Below are 12,216 nucleotides of genomic sequence, written 5' to 3' on the forward strand. Positions count from 1 at the left end.
CTCCTCAGCGTTTCAGTTCGAGCGCGATGGCTTCGATGGATGTCAAAATGTCCTTGAGATGTCGTCGCAGCGCCTCGGCCTTCCCGGCGTCATAGGCGAAGGGTGGTGCTTCGGTGGCCAGATGCGTGATCTGCGCCAGTTCCATCTGAATGGCGTGCACCCCGGTGTCGGGCTGCCCGTAATGCCGGGTCGTCCAGCCACCCTTGAAGCGGCCGTTGACCACAGACGTGTAACCTTGAGCCCGACCGGCGATCTCGGCGGCGGCTTTCTCGATCGCCGCATCGCAGGTGCGGCCCATATCCGTGCCGATATTGAAATCCGGCAGGGGCCCTTCAAACAGGAAGGGGATGAGCGAGCGGATCGAATGGCAGTCGTAGAGCACCGCCACGCCATGGACCGCCTTCACGCGCTCGATCTCGGTTTTTAGTGCCGCATGATAGGGCTGATGGAAGCCTGCCAGCCGATCGGCAATGTCCTCGCTCGTTGGTTCCTCGCCGTTTTTCCAGATGGCGACCCCGTCGAAATCCGTTTCCGGCACAAGTCCGGTGGTGTTCTGCCCCGGATACAGGCTCACCCCATCAGGATCGCGGTTTGCATCGATCACGTAGCGATGGAAGGTCGCCCTGACCGTCGTCGCATCCGACAGCAGCCCGGCATAGAGGTCGTGGATATGCCAGTCGGTATCCGCAAGCAGCTGTCCGTTCTCGTTGAGGCGATCCCAGATCGCAGGCGGCACGTCCGTGCCCGTATGCGGGAAGGCGAGAATGACGGGTGAGGTGCCTTGCTTGACTTCGAAGACGGCCATGTCACCCCTCCAGCTCCGGCAACAACCCGGCGGAAACGGCCGAAACCAGCGTCCCGTCCGCCACCAGGCGACCGGCGGCCTCGAGATCGGGTGCCATGTAACGGTCCTCCTCCAGGGTAGCGACATGGACACGCAAGGTGGCGATCACTCGTCGCAGTTCCGGGCTCGTCGTCAGGGGCTCGCGGAATTCCACGCCCTGGGCGGCCGTCAGTGCCTCGATGCCGATGATCGAGAAGAGATTGTCGGTCATCTGCAGCAGGCGCCGCGCGCCATGGCAGGCCATCGAGACATGGTCTTCCTGATTGGCCGAGGTCGGAGTCGAATCGACCGAGGCCGGATGCGCCATCTGCTTGTTTTCGCTCATCAGTGCCGCCGACGTAACTTCGGCGATCATCAGGCCGGAGTTCAGCCCCGGCTTCTTGGCGAGGAAGGCCGGCAGACCGTAAGAGAGAGCCGGATCGACCAACAAGGCGATACGCCGTTGTGCGATGGCGCCGATTTCGCAAACGGCAATCGCGATCTGGTCGGCGGCGAAGGCCACGGGCTCCGCATGGAAGTTGCCGCCAGAGACGACGCTCATGTCGGAGAGCACGAGTGGATTGTCGGTGACGGCATTCGCTTCGATTTCGAGCGTGCGGCCTGCCATGCGCAACAGATCGAGGCAGGCACCGTCGACCTGCGGCTGGCAGCGGATGCAATAGGGATCCTGCACGCGCTCGTCGCCTTCCAGATGACTTTCCCGGATGACGGAGCCTGCAAGCAGTCCGCGCAGGGCCGCTGCCGTATCAATCTGACCCTTGTGACCCCGCAGCGTGTGAATGTCGGCGGTGAACGGCGCCGACGAGCCCATGGCCGCATCGGTCGAGAGCGCGCCGGTGATCAGTGCGGCCTGTGCGGCCCGATGGGCGCGGAACAGGCCGGCCAGGGCCAGTGCGGTCGAGGCCTGCGTGCCGTTGATCAGCGCCAGACCTTCCTTCGCCGCCAGCACGACGGGCGTGAGCCCCGCCCGCTTCAGCGCCTCGGCGCCGGGAAGCCGTTCCCCCTCAAAGAAGGCCTCGGCCTCGCCCATCATCACGGCCGCCATATGCGCGAGCGGTGCAAGATCACCGGAGGCGCCGACGGAGCCTTTCTCCGGAATGAGCGGGATGACACCCTTGTCCAGCATGCCCTCGATCAGGCGTACCAGCTCTAGGCGGACACCGGAGGCGCCACGCCCGAGCGAAATCAGCTTAAGCGCCATGATCAGGCGCACGATATTGTTCGCCAGCGGCTGGCCCACGCCGCAGCAATGCGACAGGATCAGATTGCGCTGCAGAGTTTCCGTGTCGGCCGCATCGATCTTGATCGAGGCGAGTTTGCCGAAGCCGGTATTGATGCCGTAGACCGGCTCGTTGCCTGCCGCGATTTCGGCAATGCGTGCGGCGGCCTTCTCAATACCGGTATCGAAGCTGCGGTCGAGCACGGCGCTTTCGCCGCTCCAGTAGATCTGCGCGAGTTCGGCGAGAGAGACGCGGCCGGGGTGAAGCGTAATGGTCACGACAGAATTCCTTTGGTGATGTGGCCGTTCCAGATGCGCTGATGCAGCGGATTGAAACCGATGCGGTAGACCAGCTCCGCCGGGCTCTCGACCGACCAGATGGCAAGGTCGGCCTGCTTGCCGACTTCGATGGTCCCGACCGTGTCGAGACGCCCGAGCGCGCGGGCGGCATTGCGGGTGACGCCGACAAGGCATTCCTCGACCGTCATGTGAAACAGCGTGGCCGCCATGTTCATGGTGAGCAGCAGCGAGGTCAGCGGCGAGGTGCCCGGATTGCAGTCCGTGGCAAGCGCCATGGCCGTACCGTGTTTGCGGAACAGATCGATCGGTGGCTTTTTCGTCTCGCGGATGAAGTAGTAGGCGCCCGGCAGCAGCACCGCGACGGTTCCAGCCCGGGTCATCGCGGAAGCGCCGTCTTCATCGGTGTATTCCAGATGGTCTGCCGACAGCGCCTGATATTCGGCTGCCAGCGCCGCCCCATGCAGGTTCGACAGCTGATCCGCATGCAGCTTCACCGGCAGTCCAAGTGACCGCGCCGCATCGAAGACGAGCCGCATCTCGTCGGGCGAAAAGGCGATGCCTTCGCAAAAGCCGTCCACCGCATCGACCAGCTCTTCTGCATGGGCAGCCTTCAAGCCCGGCAGGACGATCTCCTCGATGAAGTCGCGGTTGCGTCCCTTGTAGTCGGCAGGCGTTGCGTGCGCCCCGAGATAGGTCGTGGTAATGGCGACCGGACGCTTGTCGGCGAGCTGTCGGGCCGCACGCAGCATTTTGAGCTCGTCTTCGACGCTCAGCCCATAGCCGGATTTGACCTCGACGGTCGTGACACCCTCGGCGATCAATGCATCGAGCCGGGGGAGCGTTTGCGAGACAAGCTCCGCCTCGCTTGCCTCGCGCACCTGGCGCACGGACGAGACGATGCCGCCGCCAGCGCGTGCGATTTCTTCATAGGACGCGCCGGCAAGACGCATCTCGAATTCACGGGCCCGGTTGCCGGCATGCACCAGATGCGTATGGCAATCGATGAGGCCAGGCGTCACCCACCGACCCTCGCAGTCGATCACCTCGGCGCCAGCAGGGCTCGCAATCTCGTTTGCCGCACCGACGGCGACGATCCGCCCGCCGTCGATCACAACCCGGCCATTCTCGATCACGCCGAGCCCTGGCCGGTCGGGCGACATGGTTGCCAGTCGTGCATTGGTGAGGATGGTCGTCATGCGCCCTCGCTCTCCGACCAGGCTGCCGTCGTCTTCAGGAGTGTCCGGATCTGCTGGATGTCGCGGTTCAGGGGCCGATCGTCCCGGTAGAAGGGCACCGTCTGGCGGATCCGCTCAAAGATCCCTTGCGTCATCGCAGCCTTGGCCGCCTTGGAAGACTGCAGGTCATGGGCCTGTGCGGCGGCGGTCAGTTCGATGGCAAGCACCGTTTCGAGATTGTCGAGGATGGCGAGCGCCTTGGCCGCAGCCGGCGTCGCATGGGTCAGGATGTCTTCCTGCAGGCCGGAGGTGATGCCACCGTCGAGGCTTGCCGGCATCGCCAGCCGGCGGTTTTCCGCCACCAGCGCTGCCGCCGTGTACTGGATGATCATGAAGCCGGATTCAACGCCGCTACCCGAGGCAAGGAACGCGGGCAGGCCGCTCACCAGCGGGTTGACCAGCCGGTCGATCCGACGCTCGGAAATGGCGGCGAGTTCGGCCGCCGCCGTTGCCAGGTGATCCATGGCAAGCCCAAGGGCTGCCCCGACAGCATGCGCCTGCGAATGCACTTTCGGGTCTTGAGGTGATCCGCTCACGGCGGGATTGTCGGTGACGCTCGCAAGCTCCCGATCCACCACCGCACGCGCTTCCGCGAGCGTATCGCGCACCGCGCCATGCACATGCGGCACGGCTCGAAGGCTGAGCGGATCCTGCGTCCGCTTGCCGGCAGATTTCGCCAGGAGCGCGCTCCCTGCCAGCAATGTCCGCAAGTTCTTTCCGACCTGCTGCAGGCCATCGGACTTCCGCAGGGAAAGCGGCAGTTCCGCAAATGGGTCTGTCTGCGCGCCGAGGTTCTCATAACTCATCGCGGCGGAGGCATCTGCCCAGTCGACGAGATGCGCCAGCCGGGAGACGGCAAGAGATGCCAGACCGGTGGCGCAAGGTGTGCCGTTGATCAGGCTCAAACCTTCCTTCGCCTGGAGCACCAGCGGCTTCAGACCGAGCACTGCCAGCGCCTGTGCGCCCGATAATTGCTTGCCGTCATGAAGGCATTCCCCGGATCCAATCAGCACCAGCCCGATGGCTGCGCCATGCGTCAGGTAACCGACCGAACCCCTTGAAGGAATCACCGGAAGCATGTCGCTGTTCAGAAGCGCAACGAGCGTCTCGACGACTTCAAGCCGGATACCCGAATAGCCATGGGCAAAATTGGCGATCTGGGCTGCCATGATCGCGCGTGTTTCCACCCGCCCGAGCGGTTCACCGACGCCACAGGAATGGCTGAACAGCAGATTGCGGGAGAGTGACGCCTGCTCTTCCCGGTCGATGACCACGTCGCAGAGCGCCCCGACACCGGTATTGATACCATAGCCACGGATACCGCGGTCGACGAGTGCGTCCACGATCGCGCGGGCATCGCGAATCCGCTGCCGCGCCGTGTCGCTCAGGGCCAGCTGCGCGCCTTCCGCAATCGCAGCGATCGCCTCAGATGTCAGAACAGTATCGAGAGTGATCATCTGCCCCATCAAGCGCTCCGTCCGCTGAAAGATATTCGGCGGCTAATGAAATTCATTGCAGGATCCTCTTCAGCGCAAGAGTGAAGTCTCTGTCGATACGCTCTTCGTCTCGGTGGCGACCCTCCTGAACCACGAACTCTCCGCGAACCATGACGTCGCGCACAGCCTCGCTGCCGACTGCAAAGATCCAGCGATCGAGAATCTGGTCGTCCGTGGCCGTGGCGATGAAGGGGTTTGTACCGTCGAGGACGACGAGATCGGCACGCGCGCCAATGCGAATGCCGCTGACGTCGAGACCTGCCGCCTGCGCCCCGCCGGACAGGCTGGCCTCGATCAGCGTACGACCGACCGAGGCTCCGGCACCGGACACAAGCCGGTTGCGGCGCCGGTCGCGCAGTCGCTGTCCGTATTCGAGCACGCGCAGTTCCTCCGCCACGGAGGTCGCGATGTGGCTGTCCGTGCCGATACCGAACCGCCCGCCCTGGGCCAGGAACTCCGTTGCAGGATAGATCCCGTCGCCGAGATTGGCTTCGGTAGCCGGGCAGAGCCCTGTGACCGCACCCGACTTTGCCAGCCGCACCGTTTCCTCCGTGGTCATGTGCGTGGCATGGATCAGGCACCAGCGCTCATCGACTGCAAACTCGTCGAGCAGGTAGCTGACGGGTCGGCGCCCACTCCAGGCGAGACAATCCTCCACCTCCCGCTCCTGTTCGGCGACATGGATATGGATCGGTCCGCCGGTCTTCTCTGCCGAGAGTACCGCGCGCATTTCCTCTGGCGTCGCCGCCCGCAGCGAGTGGATGGCCATACCAAGGCGCGCATCGGCAGAAGCACATGCAGGCGCCAGCCGATCGAGCAGGGCAAGAAAGCTGTCGACGTCATGCAGAAACGGTCTTTGCCCGTCATTCGGAGCCTGCCCGCCAAAGCCGGAATGGGCATAGAAGACCGGCAAATGCGTAAGGCCTATTCCGGACGTCTCGGCCGAGCGCAGGATACGGCTCGACATTTCGAAGCCGTCTGACCTGCCCGCCTCGGCAAGGGCATGGTGAAAATAGTGAAATTCGGCGACATGGCCGAAGCCGCCTTTCAGGAGTTCACTATACAACTTCGTCGCCACGGCTTCGACATCATCAGGGGACATCTGCCCGACCAGTCGATACATCGTGTCGCGCCATGTCCAGAAGCTGTCATCGGTCGAGCCCGCGATCTCGGCGAGACCTGCCATGGCGCGCTGAAAGGCATGAGAATGCAGGTTTTGCAGGGCCGGAACGACCGGGCCGGACATCCTGACCAACTCGGGGCCAGGGGTCGCGCCGCGCTCGACCGAAACGATTGAGCCCGACTGATCGATCCCGATCGCCACGTCGCTCGCCCAACCCTCAGGGAGGAGCGCATGTTCGCAAAAGAGACTTTGGGAAGCTCGCATCTCGAAACCTTCGCAAGTTGTATATGCAACATGGCAGGTTCAGAGTGAGGACGCAAGGGGCAGTCAGGAAAAGGCGTCGCTGTCTGCCGTTCCGAGCAGGAATTCAGCCAGCCATCGAAACAGCGCTGGCGGGCGCCGCCGAGGGGCGCGCAAGGGAGGCCAGTTCGTCCCGATGCCGCATCATGGCTTTGAGCAGCGCGTGATCGCGCGCCAGTGCGGCCTGACGCGCCGGGGAGGGAGCAAAATGGGCCATGGCAAACCGCATCTCGGCTCCAGCAGTAGCGGCATCTTCAAAGGCGCCGGCAGCGACGCCCGCATGCAGTGCGCAGCCGAGCAGCACGGCATCGCAGTCAACGGGCACATGCACATCACAGCCTGTCGCATCCGCATAGAGCTGGGCAAGCAGCGGATGATCCGCCAGTCCCCCCGCCAGCAGTAGCTGCCTGGGGACACCGGCGCGGCTCGGCTGATGTGCGATGATGTGGCTGATGCTGCAGGCGAGCGCGACACAGCTGCGCCAGTAAAGCTTCAGCAACGAGAGCTCGCTCCGATCAAGATCGAGACCCGCAACGATACCCGTCAGCAGAGGATCGGAGACAGGCGACCGGGTGCCGTGAAGATCCGGGAGCACGCTGATCGGCAGGCCGAAGTCGGGTCCTTCGGCCTCGAGCCGCACGGCAATCGCGTCGAGGATCGACCTGTGTCTTGCCTTGGTCGGCGTTCCGCCGGCCGGATGCAGCGTGACGATATGATCGAGAAAAGCGCCGGAAGCGGATTGTCCGGCTTCGGTCAGCCAAAGTCCCGCTACGGCAGCATCGCGAAACCCGCCCCAGCATCCGGGTCCGGACACCGGCTCCTGAGACAGGCGGACAATGCAGCTCGACGTCCCCGCGATCAGCACCGCCTCGGCCGTCAGTGGCCGCTCCAGGCGTTGGCCAGCGGCGTAAAGGCCGACGGTGCCGGCATAAGCATCGATCAGGCCGGGGGCTACGAGGCACTGGATGTCCAGTCCAAGTTCCGCCGCGCTTTCGGGACCGAGCGTACCGATCGTCGTACCAGGTGGCTGGGATCGTTCGGGCAGTCCTGCGCGCTCCAGCACATCCCCGAGCCCGATTTTCCGGTAATAGTCCATCGGCGGAGAACCCGGCGCTTCCGGGGTGTAGCCCCATTTGGAAGCAAGGGGCGAGTGGCTGCGTGCGGATGACCCCGTCGCCCGCCAGGTCAGATAATCGCAGAGATCGAAGATCTGCCCGCAGGCCGCCCAGAGGTCGGGCTTGTGAGTCTTCAGCCAGAGCAGCTTCGGGATCTGCATCTCGACCGAAAGCCGCCCGCCGAAGCGGTCCAGCAGGGGATCGGTGATGGAATTGCAGATCTCCGTCTCTTGGATCGCCCGGTGATCCATCCAGAGGATCGTATCGAGCCCCGGCGAACCGGTGTCGGAGACGGACAATGGCATCCCGTCCTTGTCCCTCACCACCAGGGAACAGGTGGCGTCGAACCCTATGGCGAGAACGCTGTCCGGAGAGACACCGCTTTCGGCAAGCGCTGCCTTTACCGACGCGCAGGCGGCAGACCAGATCTCTTCGCTGTTCTGCTCCATGTGTTTGGGAAGGGAATGATAGACGCTGATCGGCACGACACATCGGGCCAGCTGACGACCGCTGAGATCGAACACACCCGCCCGTGCACTGCCTGTGCCAACATCCACGGCCAGAAGGTGGTTACGCATTCGTCAGATCTTCCGGTCTCCTCACTCCGAGGACAAAGTGGAGCAAATTCTCCATGGCGTCAAACTGCGCGTCCGGCTGAAGCTGTGCCAATGTCTGCCGGTAGCTCGCATGACGGGTGTGGGACCCGCCGGTAAAGGCAAACACGCGCATCCCGGCCGCCTGAGCCGCGCTGATGCCGGCCGGACTATCCTCGATCACCAAACAGTCTTCGGGGGCAAAGCCCATCTCCGACGCCGCATGCAGAAACAGATCCGGTGCCGGCTTGCCGTTTTCAACCATCGTCGCGCTGAAGATATGGGGTGCGAGCTTGGGCAGGAGTCCGGTGACGGAGAGCGAAAGTTCGATCCGTTCCCGCTGGCTGGAGGAAGCGACGCAACAGGCGACATCGGACGCCTTCAGGGCATCGATCAAGCCCGCGACACCCGGAAGCGGCTTCAGTTCGGCGCGAAAGCGCCCATAGAGCGCTTCCCGCATGCCGGCGAGAAAGGCGGCGTCGATCTCCACGGCAAATTCGGTCAGAACAGCTTCTGCCAGAGATCCAAGACTGCGTCCGAGAAAGCGCTCAGCGGCTCCGTCGACCGTCAGCGGAATACCTTTCTCGGCCAGGGCCGTGACCAGAACCTGCAGCGCGATCCCTTCGCTGTCGACGAGAACCCCGTCACAGTCGAAGATCACAAGGCGGATCGGCTGCGGGTCCATGATCACTCAGCTGGCAAGGGTTCCGTCGATATAGCGCTGGAGCGTAGCGGCGGTCCCGTTGCTCCGCAAGCTGTCGATCGCTTCGCGATACCGCTTCTGGAAGCGGGCATCGGTTCCCACGGCGCCGAAGATGTCGGTCATGCCGATGAAGGCCTGAGGGTCGGTGCGGGACGCAAGAGCGGCGGCATGCAGCCGATCGGCACTCGGATCATTGAAGACGATTGTCTTGCCGCCATCGCTCGTGCCCTCGAAATAGCGGCACCAAAGCGCCGAGACCAGCGCCAGGCCCTGCACATCCAGTCCCTTGGCCAGCCGGTCGGCCGTCGACGGCAGGATGAATTTCGGTTGCCGGTTCGAGCCATCCTGCGCCAGGCGCGGGATCGTGTCTCCGATCTTCGGATTGGAGAAGCGGTTTTCGATCAGGGCGAAATAGTCCTGCAGGCTGGTGTTGGGCACGGGCGGGACGACTGGAATGATGTCCTCGTTCTCGAGCTTGGAGAGAAAAGCCCGGATCAGCGGGTTCTCCATGGATTCGTGCACGAAGTGGATGTCCATCAACGCGGCCGGATAGGCGATCGCGGCATGTCCGCCGTTCAGGATCCGGAGCTTCATCAGCTCGTATGGCGCGACATCGGGCACGAACGTCACGCCCACGTCTTCGAGCGCCGGACGCCCGAGCGGAAACTTGTCTTCCAGCACCCACTGCTTGAAGCCCTCGCAGAAGACCGGCCAGCCGTCCTCGATGCCGTAGTTCTCCCGGGTCATGTCGATCTCGCGCTGGCCCGTGGCAGGCGTGATACGGTCAACCATCGAATTCGGGAAGGCGACGTTGTGGTGGATCCAGTCGGCGAAGTCCGGATCGGACAGACGTGCGAGACCGCAGATCGTCGCTTCGGTGACCTCGCCATTGCCCGGGATGTTGTCGCAGCACATCACCGTGAAGGCAGGAATACCAGCCTCCCGGCGCGCCCTCAGCCCGGCGATGATCAGGCCGAAAACGGTCTTGGGATGTGCCGGATCCTGGGCGTCGGCAACGATCGCAGGATGTGTCGGATCGAACTTGCCGGTGGCGGGATCGATGAAATAGCCGCCTTCCGTGATCGTCAGCGAAACGATGCGGATATCCGGCGAGGCGAGTGTCTCGATGATGCGGTCGAAATCCGGTGCCGTGATCACGTCGAGCATCGGCCCGGTGATGGTCGCCGCCGAACGGTCGATGTCCTGCTCCACGACCGTGGTGAGGAAGTCTTGCGCCTTCAACGTGTCGCGCATGCGTTGGTCCGACGCCATCACGCCGGCACCGATGATCCCCCAGTCGAGATCGCGGCCCTTGTTGAAGAGCTCGTGCAGGTAGATCGCCATATGCGCCCGGTGAAAATTGCCGACGCCGAAATGCAGGATCCCGGGACGGATCTGCTCGCGACGATAGGAGGGCAGGGATGCCCGGTCACCGATGTCATCAAGAGTTGCAAGCGAGAGTTTGGTCGTCATGGGTGCATTCCTTGGCTTGGGGCCGCAAGAGCCGTCAGCTCATCCAGTTTCCGCCGTCGACATTGTAGGTCTGGGCAACGATGTAATCGGCTTCCGCCGAGGCGAGGAAAATCGCCATGCCTGTCAGGTCTTCTGCCCGGCCCATCCGGCCGAACGGGACAGCTTCGCCAACGAGCTTCTTCTTCTCTCCGCGCGGCCGGTTTTCATATTTGGCAAACAGCGCATCGACGCCGTCCCAGTGCTCGCCGTCAACGACGCCGGGTGCGATGGCGTTGACGTTGATGCCGTGCTTGATGAGATCGAGACCCGCCGACTGCGTGAGCGAGATGATGGCGGCCTTGGTGGCACAATAAACGGCCACCAAGGCCTCGCCCCGCCGCCCCGCCTGGCTCGCCATGTTGATGATCTTGCCGCCCTTGCCGCGGGCAATCATGGACTTGGCCGCGGCCTGCATCATGAAAAGCGAGCCGGCGACATTGATGGAAAACAGCTTGTCATAGCTGGCGCGGCTGATCTCCACGATCGGGGCGAGATCGAAGAGTGCAGCATTGTTGATCAGGATGTCGAGGCCACCGGTTCGCGCTTCGACGGCCGCGACGGCCGCTTCGATCGAGGCCTGATCCGTCACATCGAGCGCGATCGCATAAGCTTGCGGACCGATCTCGGCAGCAGTTTTTTCTGCGCGCGCCAGATCGATGTCGGCGATGGCAACGGTCGCACCTTCACGCACATAGGATTCGGCGAAGGCGCGGCCAATGCCTCTGGCAGAACCCGTAATGAGGGCGGATTTTCCCGACAAACGCATCGTCATTGCGCCAGACCCTCGGCATTGAACTTGTGCATGCGGTTTTCGTCCGGTGTCGCGTAGACCGTATCGCCATGGCGGACTGGCATCTCGCCGCTGCAGCGCGCGGTGATGGTGCCGACGCCCTCGGTCGCGATATGCAGGAACGTGTCGGAGCCGAGATGCTCGGCCACGGTGACTGTTCCCTTCCATGCGCCTTCCGTTGTTGAAAGCGTCATGTGTTCAGGCCTGATGCCGATCGTATGGGCGCCCTTTTCGACGGCCTTGGGACCGGAAATGAAGTTCATCTTCGGCGATCCGATGAAGCCGGCGACAAACAGGTTGCGCGGGCTGCGATAAAGCTCGAGCGGCGAGCCCACCTGCTCGATTCGACCCTTGTTCAGGACGACGATCTTGTCCGCCATGGTCATGGCCTCGACCTGGTCGTGCGTGACATAGATCGATGTCGCCTTCAGCTTCTGGTGCAGTTCGGAGATTTCCAGACGCATGTTGACGCGCAGCGCCGCATCCAGGTTGGACAGCGGTTCGTCGAACAGGAAGCATTCAGGCGAACGGACGATCGCGCGACCAATGGCGACACGCTGGCGCTGGCCACCGGAAAGATTGCGCGGCTTGCGATCGAGGTAGTCGGTGAGGTTCAGGATCTTGGCCGCTTCCTCGACCTTTCGGTTGATCTCGGCCGGATCGACCTTTGCCATCTTCAGCGGGAAGCCGATATTCGAGCGCACGCTCATATGCGGGTAAAGGGCGTAAGACTGGAACACCATCGCGAGGCCGCGCTGAGAGGGTGCCTTGTCGGTCGCATCCTTGCCGTCGATCAGGATCTTGCCGCCCGAGACATCTTCGAGGCCGGCGATCAGGCGCAGCAGGGTCGACTTGCCGCAACCGGAGGGGCCGACAAAGACCGCGAATTCGCCATTGTTGATCTCGAGATCGATCGAGGGGATGACCGTAACTTCGCCGAAGGTCTTCGACACGTTCTGAAGTGTGATGCTACCCATCTTCTTGTT

The 12,216-nt window shown here is 63.2% G+C and carries 10 protein-coding genes; all 10 read right to left on the reverse strand.

All coding sequences use genetic code 11. From position 1 onward, the window contains the following. Positions 1-4: 4 nt before the first annotated feature. Positions 5-805, reverse strand: a complete 801-nt coding sequence (hutG, locus tag FAA86_RS08505; RefSeq protein WP_136539770.1) for an N-formylglutamate deformylase — start codon at positions 803-805, stop codon at positions 5-7. 1 nt (position 806) lies between these two features. Continuing rightward, the gene (gene hutH, locus FAA86_RS08510; RefSeq protein ID WP_136539772.1) at positions 807-2,342 is read right to left on the reverse strand and encodes a histidine ammonia-lyase; all 1,536 of its coding nucleotides are present in this window, start codon (positions 2,340-2,342) and stop codon (positions 807-809) included. Then, positions 2,339-3,559 carry an imidazolonepropionase gene (gene hutI, locus FAA86_RS08515; RefSeq protein WP_136539774.1) on the reverse strand — a complete coding sequence of 407 codons (1,221 nt, stop codon included), beginning with the start codon at positions 3,557-3,559 and terminating at the stop codon, positions 2,339-2,341. The genes hutH and hutI overlap by 4 nt, the downstream gene beginning before the upstream one ends. After that, positions 3,556-5,064 (reverse strand): HAL/PAL/TAL family ammonia-lyase, encoded by a 1,509-nt coding sequence (locus FAA86_RS08520; protein ID WP_136539776.1) that lies wholly within the window; start codon positions 5,062-5,064, stop codon positions 3,556-3,558. The genes hutI and FAA86_RS08520 overlap by 4 nt, the downstream gene beginning before the upstream one ends. Positions 5,065-5,107: 43 nt before the next feature. Continuing rightward, on the reverse strand, positions 5,108-6,481 hold the full coding sequence (gene hutF, locus FAA86_RS08525) for a formimidoylglutamate deiminase (RefSeq protein ID WP_136539778.1): 1,374 nt from the start codon (positions 6,479-6,481) through the stop codon (positions 5,108-5,110). A gap of 103 nt (positions 6,482-6,584) precedes the next feature. Further along, a complete protein-coding gene (locus FAA86_RS08530) occupies positions 6,585-8,210 on the reverse strand; it encodes an FGGY family pentulose kinase (protein WP_136539780.1) in 1,626 nt (541 codons plus the stop codon). Continuing rightward, positions 8,203-8,910: an HAD family hydrolase gene (locus FAA86_RS08535; RefSeq protein WP_136539782.1), complete on the reverse strand. Its 708-nt coding sequence runs from the start codon at positions 8,908-8,910 to the stop codon at positions 8,203-8,205. Before FAA86_RS08535 ends, FAA86_RS08530 begins: the two co-directional genes overlap by 8 nt. A 6-nt stretch (positions 8,911-8,916) precedes the next feature. Next, a complete protein-coding gene (locus FAA86_RS08540) occupies positions 8,917-10,401 on the reverse strand; it encodes a mannitol dehydrogenase family protein (RefSeq protein ID WP_136539784.1) in 1,485 nt (494 codons plus the stop codon). Between the two features lie 34 nt (positions 10,402-10,435). After that, positions 10,436-11,212, reverse strand: coding sequence for an L-iditol 2-dehydrogenase (locus FAA86_RS08545; protein WP_167494926.1), 777 nt, complete (start codon positions 11,210-11,212; stop codon positions 10,436-10,438). Beyond that, positions 11,209-12,207 carry an ABC transporter ATP-binding protein gene (locus tag FAA86_RS08550; protein WP_136539786.1) on the reverse strand — a complete coding sequence of 333 codons (999 nt, stop codon included), beginning with the start codon at positions 12,205-12,207 and terminating at the stop codon, positions 11,209-11,211. Before FAA86_RS08550 ends, FAA86_RS08545 begins: the two co-directional genes overlap by 4 nt. Positions 12,208-12,216 lie beyond the last annotated feature (9 nt).

It is taken from the genome of Rhizobium rosettiformans W3, from assembly GCF_004912135.1.
In the GTDB taxonomy this organism is placed as follows: domain Bacteria; phylum Pseudomonadota; class Alphaproteobacteria; order Rhizobiales; family Rhizobiaceae; genus Allorhizobium; species Allorhizobium rosettiformans.

Excerpts from the sequence above, each read along its gene's own strand:
- FAA86_RS08540 (WP_136539784.1), bottom strand. The coding sequence starts at position 10,401 with ATGACGACCAAACTCTCGCTTGCAACTCTTGATGACATCGGTGACCGG.
- FAA86_RS08545 (WP_167494926.1), bottom strand. The coding sequence starts at position 11,212 with ATGACGATGCGTTTGTCGGGAAAATCCGCCCTCATTACGGGTTCTGCC.
- hutG (WP_136539770.1), bottom strand. The coding sequence starts at position 805 with ATGGCCGTCTTCGAAGTCAAGCAAGGCACCTCACCCGTCATTCTCGCC.
- FAA86_RS08550 (WP_136539786.1), bottom strand. The coding sequence starts at position 12,207 with ATGGGTAGCATCACACTTCAGAACGTGTCGAAGACCTTCGGCGAAGTT.
- FAA86_RS08535 (WP_136539782.1), bottom strand. The coding sequence starts at position 8,910 with ATGGACCCGCAGCCGATCCGCCTTGTGATCTTCGACTGTGACGGGGTT.
- FAA86_RS08520 (WP_136539776.1), bottom strand. The coding sequence starts at position 5,064 with ATGGGGCAGATGATCACTCTCGATACTGTTCTGACATCTGAGGCGATC.
- hutF (WP_136539778.1), bottom strand. The coding sequence starts at position 6,481 with ATGCGAGCTTCCCAAAGTCTCTTTTGCGAACATGCGCTCCTCCCTGAG.
- hutI (WP_136539774.1), bottom strand. The coding sequence starts at position 3,559 with ATGACGACCATCCTCACCAATGCACGACTGGCAACCATGTCGCCCGAC.
- FAA86_RS08530 (WP_136539780.1), bottom strand. The coding sequence starts at position 8,210 with ATGCGTAACCACCTTCTGGCCGTGGATGTTGGCACAGGCAGTGCACGG.